General features: G+C 52.5%; 16 protein-coding genes. 11 read left to right on the forward strand and 5 right to left on the reverse strand.

The window, feature by feature from the left end; genetic code table 11:
• Positions 1-227 precede the first annotated feature (227 nt).
• From VGJ94_11135 to VGJ94_11150, 4 genes are all read left to right on the forward strand, one after another.
• Complete coding sequence (locus tag VGJ94_11135; protein ID HEY3277165.1) at positions 228-1211, forward strand: hypothetical protein; 984 nt, start codon at positions 228-230, stop codon at positions 1209-1211.
• Between the two features lie 144 nt (positions 1212-1355).
• Complete coding sequence (locus VGJ94_11140; protein ID HEY3277166.1) at positions 1356-2150, forward strand: transporter substrate-binding domain-containing protein; 795 nt, start codon at positions 1356-1358, stop codon at positions 2148-2150.
• Between the two features lie 115 nt (positions 2151-2265).
• Positions 2266-3108, forward strand: a complete 843-nt coding sequence (gene budA / locus VGJ94_11145) for an acetolactate decarboxylase (protein HEY3277167.1) — start codon at positions 2266-2268, stop codon at positions 3106-3108.
• A gap of 41 nt (positions 3109-3149) precedes the next feature.
• Complete coding sequence (locus tag VGJ94_11150) at positions 3150-3545, forward strand: NUDIX domain-containing protein (GenBank protein HEY3277168.1); 396 nt, start codon at positions 3150-3152, stop codon at positions 3543-3545.
• A 50-nt stretch (positions 3546-3595) separates the two neighbouring features.
• Here the strand turns inward: VGJ94_11150 and VGJ94_11155 are convergent, their stop codons facing one another.
• The 3 genes from VGJ94_11155 to cobU are packed head-to-tail and all read right to left on the reverse strand — an operon-like array spanning position 3596 to position 5562.
• Positions 3596-4216 (reverse strand): histidine phosphatase family protein, encoded by a 621-nt coding sequence (locus VGJ94_11155; GenBank protein HEY3277169.1) that lies wholly within the window; start codon positions 4214-4216, stop codon positions 3596-3598.
• 36 nt (positions 4217-4252) lie between these two features.
• Positions 4253-5050 carry an adenosylcobinamide-GDP ribazoletransferase gene (gene cobS / locus VGJ94_11160; GenBank protein HEY3277170.1) on the reverse strand — a complete coding sequence of 266 codons (798 nt, stop codon included), beginning with the start codon at positions 5048-5050 and terminating at the stop codon, positions 4253-4255.
• On the reverse strand, positions 5047-5562 hold the full coding sequence (cobU, locus tag VGJ94_11165) for a bifunctional adenosylcobinamide kinase/adenosylcobinamide-phosphate guanylyltransferase (protein HEY3277171.1): 516 nt from the start codon (positions 5560-5562) through the stop codon (positions 5047-5049). Before cobU ends, cobS begins: the two co-directional genes overlap by 4 nt.
• 191 nt (positions 5563-5753) lie before the next feature.
• Here cobU and VGJ94_11170 point away from each other — a divergent pair, with 191 nt between their 5' ends.
• The 4 genes from VGJ94_11170 (at position 5754) to VGJ94_11185 (ending at position 8456) form a co-directional block, all read left to right on the forward strand.
• On the forward strand, positions 5754-6416 hold the full coding sequence (locus VGJ94_11170) for a class I SAM-dependent methyltransferase (protein ID HEY3277172.1): 663 nt from the start codon (positions 5754-5756) through the stop codon (positions 6414-6416).
• Positions 6417-6497: 81 nt separating this feature from the next.
• Entirely contained in the window at positions 6498-7274 is a 777-nt protein-coding gene (locus VGJ94_11175) for an undecaprenyl-diphosphate phosphatase (GenBank protein HEY3277173.1), read from the forward strand.
• Between the two features lie 89 nt (positions 7275-7363).
• Entirely contained in the window at positions 7364-7789 is a 426-nt protein-coding gene (locus VGJ94_11180; GenBank protein ID HEY3277174.1) for a PaaI family thioesterase, read from the forward strand.
• Positions 7755-8456 (forward strand): endonuclease III domain-containing protein, encoded by a 702-nt coding sequence (locus VGJ94_11185; GenBank protein HEY3277175.1) that lies wholly within the window; start codon positions 7755-7757, stop codon positions 8454-8456. Before VGJ94_11180 ends, VGJ94_11185 begins: the two co-directional genes overlap by 35 nt.
• Before the next feature lie 39 nt (positions 8457-8495).
• Here the strand turns inward: VGJ94_11185 and purM are convergent, their stop codons facing one another.
• Together purM and VGJ94_11195 are read right to left on the reverse strand one after the other, a co-directional pair.
• Positions 8496-9533 carry a phosphoribosylformylglycinamidine cyclo-ligase gene (gene purM, locus VGJ94_11190; protein ID HEY3277176.1) on the reverse strand — a complete coding sequence of 346 codons (1038 nt, stop codon included), beginning with the start codon at positions 9531-9533 and terminating at the stop codon, positions 8496-8498.
• A gap of 115 nt (positions 9534-9648) precedes the next feature.
• A complete protein-coding gene (locus tag VGJ94_11195; GenBank protein ID HEY3277177.1) occupies positions 9649-9933 on the reverse strand; it encodes a GYD domain-containing protein in 285 nt (94 codons plus the stop codon).
• A 383-nt stretch (positions 9934-10316) separates the two neighbouring features.
• Here VGJ94_11195 and VGJ94_11200 point away from each other — a divergent pair, with 383 nt between their 5' ends.
• Genes VGJ94_11200 through porB form a run of 3 tightly spaced genes read left to right on the forward strand, consistent with a single transcriptional unit; the run spans position 10317 to position 12711 of the window.
• Positions 10317-10610 carry a 4Fe-4S binding protein gene (locus tag VGJ94_11200; GenBank protein HEY3277178.1) on the forward strand — a complete coding sequence of 98 codons (294 nt, stop codon included), beginning with the start codon at positions 10317-10319 and terminating at the stop codon, positions 10608-10610.
• Positions 10607-11788: a transketolase C-terminal domain-containing protein gene (locus tag VGJ94_11205; GenBank protein HEY3277179.1), complete on the forward strand. Its 1182-nt coding sequence runs from the start codon at positions 10607-10609 to the stop codon at positions 11786-11788. The genes VGJ94_11200 and VGJ94_11205 overlap by 4 nt, the downstream gene beginning before the upstream one ends.
• Positions 11785-12711 (forward strand): pyruvate synthase subunit PorB, encoded by a 927-nt coding sequence (gene porB, locus VGJ94_11210; protein ID HEY3277180.1) that lies wholly within the window; start codon positions 11785-11787, stop codon positions 12709-12711. The genes VGJ94_11205 and porB overlap by 4 nt, the downstream gene beginning before the upstream one ends.
• Positions 12712-13237: the final 526 nt, after the last annotated feature.

A 13237-nucleotide genomic window follows, 5' to 3' on the forward strand; every position in this document is an offset into this window, starting at 1 on the left:
CTCCGAGCAGAACGTGAAGTCGGCCCTTAGGATGATCGACAGGGCCTATGTCATCGACGAGGGGATCATCCGCTTCGAAGGGACCGTGGCGGAGCTCGAGGCGGATGAAGAGGTGAAGAAGAAGTACCTTATGGTGTAAAAGGTTCAAAAACCACTTGCGTCGCGGTCTCGCACTGTATAAAGTATGGTAGGTAGGTGATCATATCTTTCTCCAACGAGGTGTGAGAATGCAATTCGAACAGAGTTTCACCCATTTCCTGCTCCAGCACCAGGAGCAGCACAACCGAAGCTATCATTTTCTTGTTTTGATGGACGCACTCATCAGTGCGGCAAAACACATAGAGCACTATTATCTGACCGGCGCGCTGAAAGGTCATCTCGGCCATACGGACACGATCAACGTTCAGGGCGAAAGGGTAATGAGAATGGACGAGATCGCCCACGAGATCGTTATTCATTACCTGCGGACCACCGGGAGGGTTATCCACGCGGTGAGCGAAGAATCGGACGAGATCGTGGTGCTCAATGAGAGCGGCGGCCGCTACTTCGTCTATTTCGATCCTCTGGATGGTTCTTCCAACGTAGCCCATGGACTACCGGTGGGCTTCCTGTTCGGTGTCTCCAAAAGGAATCTGGAGGGAGTTGAAGATTACCACCTGAGACCGGGCAGGGAGTTTATTGCCGCGGGTATGTTCGTGATCCCCACGGGAATGTTCACCATTGCCTTCCGGGACGCAGGCACGTGGCGGTTCCATATGGATGAGACCATGAATTATGTGAAGCCGGTGCGGATAATGCTTCCCGAAAATGAAAAGGGCTGGGAGCTGTCCTTCAACTCCGCGAATAGAAACGCCTATTCCCCCAAAATCCGCGATTGGATAAGCGGTAATGAGAACCGTTACGCCTTCAGGTATCTGGGCGCCCTTGCAGGTGATTTCCACAGGCTCCTTTCGAATGGCGGCATGTTCATGTACCCGGCTATCGTCAACCATCCGGACCCGAAGAAAAACCGGCCCGAAGGCAAACTCCGCCTCCTCTATGAAGCCTCGGTAGTCGCTTTCATGTGTCATGAGGCGGGCGGGAGCGCCATAGACGAGACAGGGGCACCCATCCTTGAAGTGGCGCCGAAGAAGCACCATCAGCGGACCGCCCTTTATGTCGGGACGAAGCCCCTGGTCGAGAAGATCGGGTCCGCACTGAAATCCGCGTGAATTGAATTAAAGCTCGGTTTACTCGAATAAACCCGGCGGATAGTGCCGGATCAAATCGGCGCCAACTGTTTTCCTTGACATGGGCCGCCATATACCTTTAAAGTTATCCCCAAAGCGTCATCCAATATCTCAGAGGAGAGTCTAATGAAGAGAGTCCTTACTGTTGTGACGGTTATTCTTGCATTGGTGTGTGCTACGGCCGCATTCGCCGGACCCGCGCTCGACAAGATAGTACAGAAAGGTGAGCTTGTAGTCGGCACGTCCGGCGATTATCCCCCCTTTAATGCCAAAGCAAAAGACGGAAGACTGATGGGATTCGATGTGGACCTCGCGGCCGCCATCGCAGAAGGCATGGGCATCAAACTAAAAATGGTGCAGATACCTTTCAGTGACCTCCTTGCGAGCTTGAGCGCAGGGAAGGTGGACCTGGTGATCTCGGCCATGACGATTACTCCGAAGCGTAATCTGCAGGTTGCCTTCGTAGGACCATATTTCCTCTCCGGACAGGCCCTGCTCACCACGAGGGAGACGGCAATCAAGGCGAGCAGCATGAAGGACGTGAATAAGGCCGATTTCGCCCTGGCAGTCCCTGCCGGCACCACGAGTGAGATGGTAGCGAAGAAATACCTGAAGAGCTCAAAATTGACGGTAAGCCCCGATATGAATTCCGCCCTCCAGCTTCTTCTTACGGGTAAGATCAAGGCGGTGCTCACGGATAACGCCACTGCCGCAGTGGCAAGCTTCAGGTATGGCGATAAGGGCATAGTCTCCACAGGGGCCCTCACCTTCGAGCCCATAGGCATCGCGGTGAAGGGGGAAGACCCTCTTCTTTTGAACTGGCTTGAAAACGTTCTGGGTACACTCAAGGCCGGGGGCGAGATAGATGCCCTCACCGACAAATGGTTCAAAGATCCTTCATGGGTCAAGGACCTTCCCTAGCATCATTAAGGCCGCCCGCCCGCACCTGCGAGAGGGCGGCCTTTTTTTGCCCGACCTCCCTCGGATCGTTTCGGTCGGTCTATGGGGTTTGGGCAATAAGAGCGAACAGACGACCATGAAGAGCATTCATTCCAAACTTGAAGTCACCCTCCCGCCCGAACTTGGGGAGAAACTCGATTCCGCAGCCGCAAGAACGGGATGCAGCCGGGAGGATCTGGTGGAACAGGCGCTCCGTCAGTTCCTCTATTCCGAAGGGGTCAAAAACTCCGTCTATTTATCGGCCCCCATTAACGCCCTTGTAGAAGGATTTTATGTGGAAAACACTACAATCGCAGAGATCAAAGGGCAGGGGGATTTCGGTCTGGGGACCTTCAATTACCTGGACGGAGAGATGGTGCTCCTCGATGGTGAAGTGTACCAGATCAGGTCCGACGGAATGGTCTATACGGTTGGGGAGGAAGAGAAGTCACCCTTCGCATGCGTGACTTTTTTCACCCCCGATACATTCGACGACCTGGACGGCCATTTTAATTTTCCCGATATCAATGCATTTTTGGACCGTCTTATTCCCTCGGTCAATATGCTCTATGCAATCAGGATCGACGGAGAATTCCGTCACGTAAAGACCAGGGCTGCTCCCAAATCAAAAAACTATCTCCCCCTGGTCGAAGCTACCAAAAATCAGGCGATATTCGAATTCGAACACGTAAAAGGCTCCCTGGCGGGTTTCTACACCCCTCCCTATATGGAACATCTCAACGCGCCCGGATATCACCTCCATTTTCTCACGGAGGACCGGCGCCATGGAGGCCATCTTATCGGATGCGATTTGGAGAAGGCCCATATAGGGATTCAGCACGTGCCCGAGTTGCGCCTCTCCCTGCCGGTAACCCTCGATTTCCTGACCGCTGATCTGTCGAGGGATACGAGGGCAGATCTGGATAAGGCCGAGAAGTGATTCCTCGGTTTCGATTCTATCCGTCTTGTTGAAACCTCGCAATGAAAGATGAATTCGTGCCCTTTGTTTCCGCGGTAATCAGGGATAAGGAAAGGGTCCTGATCCTCAGAAGAAAGAGGGCTTTCATGGGATATCTCTGGGAATTTCCTGGCGGCAGGCCCGAAGATAATGAAACTCTTCAGAAAGGCCTGGAGAGAATAATAAAAGAGGAATTGGGAATCGGGGTGGAGGCGGGAAACTACCTCTGTGCCACCGGTCACGCCATCCATTGCGAGCTTTCGATCAAATCCTATGTGTACGAATCCGTCATTGAATCCGGCACCATTACCCTGAAAAACCATGAAGAGATGAAGTGGGTATTACCGGGAGAGCTTGAGAGCTATGATTTTGCCGAGCATCACCGCCATGTGGCGCTGGTGCTTATGGGCAAGCGATAAAGTGAAACATTTCGTGTGAGAGCCGCCCGGGGAGTACACGCTCTTCCGGCTCACTCATAGAACGTATAATTCAGAAGCTTTACCACCGCATTCTTGTCTTCGTAAATATCGATAATGCTTACCCCTCCATAGTCCTGGGCGAGCCGGAAGAGGAAGGAAAGCTTCAGGTCCAGAAGGGAGCAGAGAATAATTCTCAATGCCCCGCCGTGGGCGACGAGGGCAAGGTTCCGGCCTTTATGTCTCTCTACAATAGTATCGAATGCGGGGATGATGCGTTGCTGGGCCTGTCTCAGGGTCTCCCCGGCAGGGGGTGCATGGAGTTCGGGATCTGAAAGCCATCGACTGAATTCCTCCGGATAATGGGCATCGATCTCGTCAAAGCTGAGGCCTTCCCAGGACCCGAAGCAAAGCTCGTTCAATCCCCCTGATGTCTCTATCGGGAGCCCGTGAGGTCTCGCGATGATGGTACCGCTTTCGATGCACCGTGAAAGGGCCGAAGTATATATGTAGTCAATATTGAACCGGGAGAGAAAGGCTCCGGCCTTTTCGATTCTCCCTCTCCCCCTTTCCGACAAAGGAATATCGAGACTCCCTTTGAAGACCTTCTTGGTCTCTTCATCTACGGTGTCTCCGTGCCTAACGAGAAAAAGGCGGGTAGGGTTGCTCTGCATAAATGAAAGCCTCCGGATTTTATCTCTTTGCGTACATCAAATGCATAAAAAGGCGATTCCGAAGAGGAGTATCTCCCCGATCTCGCTCACTGCGCCTATGGTATCGCCGGTGAGTCCCCCGAATTTGTGCTGGCAGAAGGCCACCCAGAGAAGAGCAAGACCATAAGAGGAAAGAAAAAGAAGAAGAAAGACTTTTCCAGTCCCCCGCCATGACGGCTCGGGCAGCGCAAAAGAGGCACAGGCAAAGATTGCCGCGAGAATCACGGAGGAGAGGAGGAGAACGCCCGTTCCTCCGTGGGCAATGAATATCTTGCCGAGACCGTCATTTCTCGCCGCTTTGCCGTGACAGATGACGGGGACCATAATCCATTTAGAAAAGACAGGAACGAAGAATATCATGAATAATACATCCCACGTGAGGCCTTTCTCTATAAGGCCGCTCGCAAAGAGGTATTTGATCAGCACGAGCACGGCAATGGCCGCCGCGCCCATGGCCCCTATCGAGCTGTCCTTCATTACCGTAAGTCTTCTTTCTCTGTCCCGCGAAGGCTCGCCCGTGCCTTTTACCGACATCCCGTCTACCGTGTCTGCGAGACCGTCAATATGAAATCCGCCGTTGATGAGCAGGGGAACCACTACCACGAATCCGGCGGCTATCTCGGGATTGAATAGGAGGTCCATGAAAACGGCCGTGCAGGCGGCGGCAGCCCCCTGCACCACACCGACAAAAGGAAAAAAAATCGCCGATCGTCCTATCTGCCTTTCGGAAAGACTGCCGGTGATCCGCACGGGGATCCGGGTGAGAAACTGAAGTGAGATGAGAAGCTCCTTCACGGCCTTTTCTTTATCTCCACCGGTATACCCGCGACCATGTAAACCACACGCGATGCGATACCGGCGACGAGTTTATTCAGATTTCCGAGAAGGTCCCTGTAAACGCGGCTCAGGGGATATTCGGGCACGATGCCCATGCCGACCTCGTTCGAGACAATATAAACCGACGAATCACCGCACGAGAGAAGGGCGGTCTCGAGGGAACGAAATTTCTCCTCAACGGCCTCTTCTCCCAGGAGGAGATTCGATACCCAGAGGGTAAGGCAATCGATCACGATTGCCTTGTAACCGCCTGCAGCCGATATGAGGAATGCTTCGTCGAGCCTTACCGGCTCCTCGAAGGTGTCCCATTCGGGCCCCCGTTCCTCCTTGTGGCGTGCGATCCTTGCTTTCATCTCGTGGTCCAGGGCCTGGGCGGTCGCAATAAAGGCCTTTTTTCCAGGATGCAGATTCCCTTCACTCAGGGCAAAGGCGCTTTTCCCGCTCCGGGCCCCGCCGATAATAAGGGTCACATTATTCGCTATCCGGTCACTCACGGAAGAATAGGTAACACGAACTTGGTGAAAATGCAACACAGACAGCGGGCCGTCCGATATCGGCGACGACCTTTGAGATGCGGCCGGGCGAACAGGAAACCGGATAGTTGCGCACCGGTAGTTCCCGGGGTTACAATTCATTATCGGGACGAAAAAAGGGGGTATCTATGAACCTGTCAAAAATATCTGTTTTGACCTTCACCTTTATAAGCATTTTTTGTGCGGGCCTTCTGGCTGTTTCTTATGGAGAGGAGAGGACGGCGCCGGATGATCTTGATATAAAGGTATCCCGCTTTCTTCGCGATGCCCGCGACAGTTGGGCGGATCTTAACGTCCCTTACGTAGACGGTAAGATCCTGCACGATCTCGTGCTGAAGGGCAAATTCCGGAATATCCTCGAGATAGGGACCTCTACCGGCCATTCGACGATCTGGCTCGCATGGGCGGCTGCAAAGAACGGTGGAACGGTGACGACCATCGAGATCGATCGCGGGCGACATGAAGAAGCGCTCAGAAACTTCAGGAAAGCGGGGGTCGCGACCTTTATCGATGCACGCCTCGCCGATGCCCATGAACTCGTGCCCCTCCTCAAAGGCCCTTACGATTTTGTCTTCTGCGATGCGGACAAGGAGTGGTATCTCCAATATTTTCTGGATCTTGAATCGAAGCTGAGCCCCAATGGATGCTATACCGCCCACAATGTCATCACTTACGGTGGAGCCGGAGCGGCGAAGTTCCTGGAATACGTGGGGAAGAACCGCGGATTCCGGACAATAATCGAGCGGGGAAGCGGAGAGGGCATATCCGTGACGTGCAGAATACCCCGATGAGCGGGGCGGCGCAGGAGGGCGGGGCGTTGCATCTCTTGAAAAACGTTGACTCCGGCCGCAAAAAGTGCGCAAATATGTGCCATGAATAACCTACAGGCCGTTGTTTTCGGGCTCGTGGAGGGAATTACCGAATTCCTGCCCATCTCATCCACCGGACACCTCATGCTTACGGGCCACGTAATGGGCCTTACCCAGACCCCTTTTCTCAAATGCTTCGAGATCGTGATACAGTTCGGCGCCATTCTGTCCGTGGTCTTTCTTTACCGGCGGTCTCTCCTGGTGAATGTGGAAGTGCTGAAAAGGGTCGTGGTAGCCTTCATTCCTACCGGTATTCTCGGCCTTACCCTTTACAAGATCATCAAGAAATACCTTCTTTCAAGCAGTACCGTGGTACTCTGGTCTTTGCTGCTGGGCGGTATATTTCTTATCATTTTTGAGCTGCTTCATAAGGAAAAGGAGGATGACGTGGAGGATATTTCCACGATTTCTTATAAATCCTCCGTGATTATCGGTCTATTTCAGGCCATCGCCATGGTCCCGGGCGTGTCGCGGTCCGCATCGACCATTGTGGGTGGTCTGGCCCTCGGTCTCAAAAGGAAGACGATCGTGGAGTTTTCCTTCCTCCTCGCTGTCCCCACCATGCTTGCCGCCACAGGCCTCGATCTCGTCAAGAACGCGAATCTGTTTTCATTGGAGCAGATACATTTTCTTGCCATCGGATTCGTGATCTCTTTCTTTGCCGCACTGGGGGCGGTGAAATACCTGTTGAACTTCATCAAGAACCATACCTTCATCCCTTTCGGGATTTATCGAATCGCCCTTGTAGCGGTCTTCTGGTACGTAATGTATATGATGTAGGATTGTCCCGACCCTCCTACCTGTAGTATGATAACAACGCGAGGGAGGGCGTAGTCACGCCTTGATCTTTCGGGGCCGGGGAGGTTGCCATGCGCGAAGACGACATAAAGAAGATGTTCAATGAATGCAATGTGGGGAGGCTCCTCGGAATAGAGGTAACGGAGCTCAAAAAAGGATCTGCAAAGGGAAAGTTCCCCGTGCGCAAAGAGCACCTCAATATATTCGGAGATGCTCACGGGGGAATGATATTTGCCTTCGCAGATCACATCGGTGGTGCGTGCGCCAATACCCTCGGCGGCCGTAGTGTATTGGTCGAATCGTCGATACAGTGCCTGAAAGGCGCCTCCGGCGAGCAGACGATTTTTGCCGAGGCATCCATGAGCCACAGGGGCAAGAGAATCGGCAGGGTCGACGTGAAAGTGTTCGAAGAAGGCGGAGCGATCATCGCATTAACCCACCAGATATTCTACATAAAGGACGATGGCCGGAGACAAAAGGCTGCAGAAGATATTTGATTCCCTTCTTGCCGCCTACGGGACCAGACACTGGTGGCCGGGAGAAACTCCCCTTGAGGTGATGGTGGGTGCCGTGCTCACCCAGAACACATCCTGGAAAAACGTGGAGAAAGCCATCTCTTCCATGAAAAGGCAGGGGGCCATGAGTCTGCCCGCCCTTGCCGCCATGGAGGAGAAAGGTCTCGCTGAAATCATCCGGTCTGCCGGATTTTACAATGTAAAGGCCCGAAGACTGAAAAATCTCATCCACTTTATAGGGGAGAAGTTCGACGGGAAGATAGAGAGTATGGCGGAGGAGGGATTGCCGGGCCTGCGGGACCTTCTCCTCGGGATCAACGGGTTAGGGCCTGAAACCGCGGACAGCATCCTCCTTTACGCGCTCCAAAAACCGGTATTTGTGGTCGATGCCTATACGAAACGGTTCCTGACCAATCACGGACTCTATTGCAAAAGCACCGATTACCATGAGATTCAACGATATTTTCAGGAAAGGCTCGCCCCCGACACCTACCTTTATAACGAATTTCACGCATTGATCGTAGTCCTGTGCCAGACCTACTGCAGAAAACAGCCGCTCTGCGACCAATGTCCCCTTGGATCCGATTTGGACGGAAAAGAGGCGCGGAATCGAAGGCCGTCGCAAGGAAGACCGCCACGTAATAAGTGATATTTTTATCCCTGGTGACTAAAAGAGGTAGATGAGGCGCTAAAGGACGGGCGAGGGGTTTACGCTGACCCTGGGACCCCCGGCGAACCTTTCGATCCTGCCGATAAGGGAAGCTTTCTCGCCGGATTGAGAGAAGAGGTCTATCACAGCGCCCTCATCTTTATTATCCACTACTAATATAAAGCCAATGCCCATATTAAAAGTGGAGCACATCTCGTCGAAAGATACTTCGCCGATTCGCATGATGTGACCGAAAATAGGAGGTACCTCAGACATGAGGCCGATGCGGGCGGAAAGTCCCTCCGGAATTATCCTCTCGATGTTTCCCGGAAGACCTCCTCCGGTGATATGGGCCATGCCTCGCACGGTGAAGCGATCGAGAACAGTCGAAACAGGCTTCACATAGATCCGTGTGGGTTTCAACAGCTCCTCGTAAAGGGGACCTTCCAGCTTTTGGAGGCGGTCGGTAATCTTCAATTTGCCCATGTCGAACAAAACTTTTCTTGCCATGGAATACCCGTTGCTGTGAAGGCCGCTCGAAGCAAGACCTATGATGCTGTCGCCATCCCTGATGGTCCTGCCGTTGATAATCCCTTCCTTTTCCACAAAACCCATGGCGAACCCGGCAAGATCGTATTCGCCGTCTTTGTAGAAGGACGGCATTTCTGCAGTCTCCCCGCCGATGAGGGCGCAGCCGGCCATAAGGCAGCCGTCGCATATCCCTGCGATCACATCTTTATACACCCCGTCTTCAAGGCGTCCGCTCGCGAAATAATCGAGAAAGAAATAAGGCTTCGCCCCCATGGTGAGGACGTCATTTGCACTCATGGCCACAAGATCGATGCCCACGGTAGTATGCTTATTGGCATCGAATGCGATCTTCAGCTTGGTTCCGACCCCATCCGTCGAGCTGACGAGCACAGGGTTCTTATAGCCCGAGGGAATCTCCGTCAGCGCGGCAAAACCGCCTATGGAATTCATCACAAAGGGATTGAAGGTACCCTGTATCCGGTCTCTGATGTGGGAGAGGAGGGTGTCCGCTCTCTTGATATCCACGCCCGAATCTTTGTAGGTCATGCCTGCCATGGGTCTAATCTAAAATGGATAAAGGGTCCGTGTCAATGATTTTGTCGCGATTCTACACTGGGGAGAAGAACGATGAAAGGGGGAGCGGGTCCCCCTTTCATTTGAATTACGTCATTTTGCCAATGAAGTCGTCGATGGGGATTGCGGGAAGTGTGACGATCTCCACAGTGCCCCTGGAGCCGAACTCGATCGATACCTTTGCGATGGCTTCATTATTGGGCGCCTCAAGGATGTTGAGGAAATCATAAGGTCCGAGGAGCGCATATTGGGCAAGCACTTTTGCTCCCATCTTCTCCATTTCCACGTCCACTTCTTCAATGCGCTCCGGATGCTTTTTGATTGTCTTGCGTCCTTCGTGCGTCAGCTTACTGAGCATAATATATATCGGCATCTCATCACCCCCTGTTGAATAATACGTTCTATATAACTAATTGTAGTATAGTTGGGGCAGTTGTCAATACATAATTTATGCCTTTGCCGTGTGCCGGGAAGGAAAGGCAATGAGATTCGCTATATGAGGAAAGGAAAATTATCGGCCTCTCTCCCGCTGATTGGGTGACGCCATTCCCTCTTGTGGATTCGTTCACATGCCAGACGCGGGTTAGGTCTTTATTTTAGTTGTAAATTTGTTTATAATAAGAAACAGTAGCTTCCCTTTTTTCGGGAGAGAAAGGTTCTGCTAGTTCAATATTTCACATGGTGCGGATTTTGTGGCATATGATGAAATAAATAGATATACTGTAGGCTACGAAATTTTATTCAGGGGGCTAGCACATGGCGAAACCGATGGACCAATACAAGTGGCATGAGCTCAATGTAGGCTGTGTCATCGAAGAAGTGGGGAACGCGTCAGAATATAAAACTGGCGACTGGAGGTCCCAAAAACCGCTGTGGAATGATGCAAAATGCATCAAGTGCGGCGTTTGCTGGCTTTTTTGCCCTGATGCAGCGATTTATAAGACCGAAGAGGGGCTTTACCGGGCAAATCTGGATTACTGCAAGGGCTGCGGCATCTGTTCAAGAGAATGCAAGCCCGCGGCAATCACAATGGTGGAGGACGAGCGATGAAGGTACTGAAGGGTATCGAAGTATCGATAGCAGCGGCCGATGCGGCGAAGCTCGCGCGGGTCGAAGTCATAGCGGCTTATCCCATTACACCCCAGACGCATATCGTTGAACACCTGGCAGAGCTTGTCGCGAACGGCGAGCTGGACGCCAGTTATATAAATGTCGAATCAGAGCATTCTGCCATGTCCGCCTGCTGCGGCTCTTCTGCGGCGGGGGCCAGGACTTTTACCTCAACCAGCTCCCAGGGTATGGAGCTGATGCATGAGATCCTGTTCATTGCATCCGCGATGAGACTGCCTATCGTCATGGCGGCTGTCAACAGGGCCCTTTCCGCGCCCCTGTCAATTTGGGGAGATCATGGTGATGTCATGGCCTCGAGAGACACGGGCTGGATCATGCTTTTTTGTGAAAACGGACAGGAAGTGGTGGACAGCACGATCCTGGCATTCAGGATCGCAGAGGACCGCAGGGTACTCCTTCCGGTGATGGTCAATCTGGACGGCTTCTCCCTGAGCCACGTAATAGAACCGATTGATTTCCCAACTCAGAAAGAGGTGGACGAGTTCCTCCCCGCCTACGATCCGCTGTATACGCTCCACCCGGACAAGCCGGTGACCATGGGGGCCTATGGCATGCCCGAGATTTACACCGAGGCGAAGTACGCTCAGGAGACCGCTCTGGTGAATTCGAAGGTCGTAATCAAGGAAGTCCTTGCCGAATATGGAAAGAAATTCGGAAGGAACTATAATATTGTGGAATCCTATAACACTGAGAATGCCGATGTAGTTTTCGTCGCCCTGGGCGCCATAGGAGAGAACATCAAGACCGCGATAGATACCTTAAAAGAGCAGGGCAAGGAAGCAGGCCTCGTATCCTTGAGGCTTTTCAGGCCCTTCCCCGTTGATGAGGTAGCGTCCGCACTAGGGAACAAGAAGCGTGTGGTGGTGATCGAGAGAGTGATGCCGGCCGGGGCTCCGAACGGGCCGCTCTTTCAGGAGCTCTCCGCCGTCGCCCTTGCCCGGGGTTTTAAAGGGGAGCTTACCAATTACATAGTGGGTCTTGGAGGAAGAGATGTGTTGCCCCAGGACTTTGAAGCCGTATTTGAAGAGATTTCGTCGGGTAATCCCGCCATACCTCATGATGGAAAGAATTTCAGGGTCATAGGAGTGAGAGCATGAGATTAAAGAGCCTTCAACTGTATACTGAGGATCCCGCAGAAGAATTTGCCGTCTCCGGCCACCGCGCATGTCAGGGCTGCGCCGAAATACTTGCCCTCCGGCTCGCCCTTAAAGTTTTCGGCAAAGATACGATCCTCTGCATGGCAACGGGGTGCATGGAGATTATCTCCACCCCTCTTCCTACTACGGCATGGACACTTCCCTGGATACATGTGGCGTTTGAAAATGCGGCATCCGTTGCCTCCGGAGTCGAGGCAGGCATAAAGATCCTCATGGATAAAGGGAAGATCGCGAAGAAAGACATCCATGTAGTCGCCATCGCGGGCGATGGAGGGACGAGCGACATCGGCCTCCAGGCCCTTTCCGGGGCCCTGGAGAGGGGACACAAATTTACCTATATCTGCGTCGATAATGAAGCCTATATGAATACGGGAATCCAGCGCTCCTCTTCTACTCCCTACGGCGCCATGACCACTACGAGTCCTCCCGGTAAAAAGAGCATCGGCCAGGCTACATGGAAAAAGAACATGCCCGAGATCGTAGCCGCCCATAATGTCCCCTATGTAGCGACCGCCTGCCCGTCCTACCCCTTCGATCTTTTTGCGAAGGTGAAGAAGGCGAAGATGGTCCAGGGCCCGTCTTATCTGCACGTGCTCTCGGTCTGTCCCACAGGGTGGAGAATACCGTCCAACCAGGCCATCGAATATGGAAAGCTCGCGGTGAGAACCGGTATGTTCCCCTTATATGAGATCGAAGACGGAATATGCAGGGTAACTTACAGTCCCGAGCCTCTAAGGCCGGTGACTGAATATCTCAAGGGTCAGGGCCGCTACAGGCATCTGACGGAGGAGTCCACATCGCTGATCCAGGAAAGGATTACGAGCGAGTGGGAGCAGTTGAAATACAGGTGTACGGTAAAATAGCGACAGATATATAGGACACCCTTCGGACAAGATCAATCGATGAGTCACTCCTCCCGGAAGATAGGGAAGGAGTGACTCATCTTCCTCTTTCAAGCCCACACCAATACAGATGCCGAGACCCGGAAATATGCCGCATCGAAGGGGCTGAGAAATCCTGTCGACTTAATGCCGCCGGTGTTGACAAGTATCCGTAATAGGTTCATAATTATTGATAAACAGACAATTATTAGATGGGGCAAAGCCGTCTTTTGCAGTTAAATAATCATCCCGCGAAGGACTGTCCGGCGGGTAACAAGGGGAAATCCTTTTTCTTTAAGAGGACCAGTCGATGGAATAGGCTTCTTCAAGCAAATTACCTGCATACAGGTATGGCAGAGGAGAAATATTTGGATGTATACAATATCTTTCTTGGTTTTTGTCGAGGGATGAGGTAATCTTTTTAGGTGATGCACCCATTCGGATTTGGCGGGATGGGCAGAAGTCCCATCGGTCAAACAATAAATGAGAAATTGTTTCCTGTGAAGAG

The organism is Syntrophorhabdaceae bacterium, assembly GCA_036504895.1.
Taxonomy (GTDB): domain Bacteria; phylum Desulfobacterota; class Syntrophorhabdia; order Syntrophorhabdales; family Syntrophorhabdaceae; genus PNOM01.

Excerpts from the sequence above, each read along its gene's own strand:
- VGJ94_11135 (HEY3277165.1), top strand. The coding sequence starts at position 228 with ATGCAATTCGAACAGAGTTTCACCCATTTCCTGCTCCAGCACCAGGAG.
- VGJ94_11140 (HEY3277166.1), top strand. The coding sequence starts at position 1,356 with ATGAAGAGAGTCCTTACTGTTGTGACGGTTATTCTTGCATTGGTGTGT.
- budA (HEY3277167.1), top strand. The coding sequence starts at position 2,266 with ATGAAGAGCATTCATTCCAAACTTGAAGTCACCCTCCCGCCCGAACTT.
- VGJ94_11150 (HEY3277168.1), top strand. The coding sequence starts at position 3,150 with ATGAAAGATGAATTCGTGCCCTTTGTTTCCGCGGTAATCAGGGATAAG.
- VGJ94_11155 (HEY3277169.1), bottom strand. The coding sequence starts at position 4,216 with ATGCAGAGCAACCCTACCCGCCTTTTTCTCGTTAGGCACGGAGACACC.
- VGJ94_11170 (HEY3277172.1), top strand. The coding sequence starts at position 5,754 with ATGAACCTGTCAAAAATATCTGTTTTGACCTTCACCTTTATAAGCATT.
- VGJ94_11175 (HEY3277173.1), top strand. The coding sequence starts at position 6,498 with ATGAATAACCTACAGGCCGTTGTTTTCGGGCTCGTGGAGGGAATTACC.
- VGJ94_11180 (HEY3277174.1), top strand. The coding sequence starts at position 7,364 with ATGCGCGAAGACGACATAAAGAAGATGTTCAATGAATGCAATGTGGGG.
- VGJ94_11185 (HEY3277175.1), top strand. The coding sequence starts at position 7,755 with ATGGCCGGAGACAAAAGGCTGCAGAAGATATTTGATTCCCTTCTTGCC.
- purM (HEY3277176.1), bottom strand. The coding sequence starts at position 9,533 with ATGACCTACAAAGATTCGGGCGTGGATATCAAGAGAGCGGACACCCTC.
- VGJ94_11195 (HEY3277177.1), bottom strand. The coding sequence starts at position 9,933 with ATGCCGATATATATTATGCTCAGTAAGCTGACGCACGAAGGACGCAAG.
- VGJ94_11200 (HEY3277178.1), top strand. The coding sequence starts at position 10,317 with ATGGCGAAACCGATGGACCAATACAAGTGGCATGAGCTCAATGTAGGC.
- VGJ94_11205 (HEY3277179.1), top strand. The coding sequence starts at position 10,607 with ATGAAGGTACTGAAGGGTATCGAAGTATCGATAGCAGCGGCCGATGCG.
- porB (HEY3277180.1), top strand. The coding sequence starts at position 11,785 with ATGAGATTAAAGAGCCTTCAACTGTATACTGAGGATCCCGCAGAAGAA.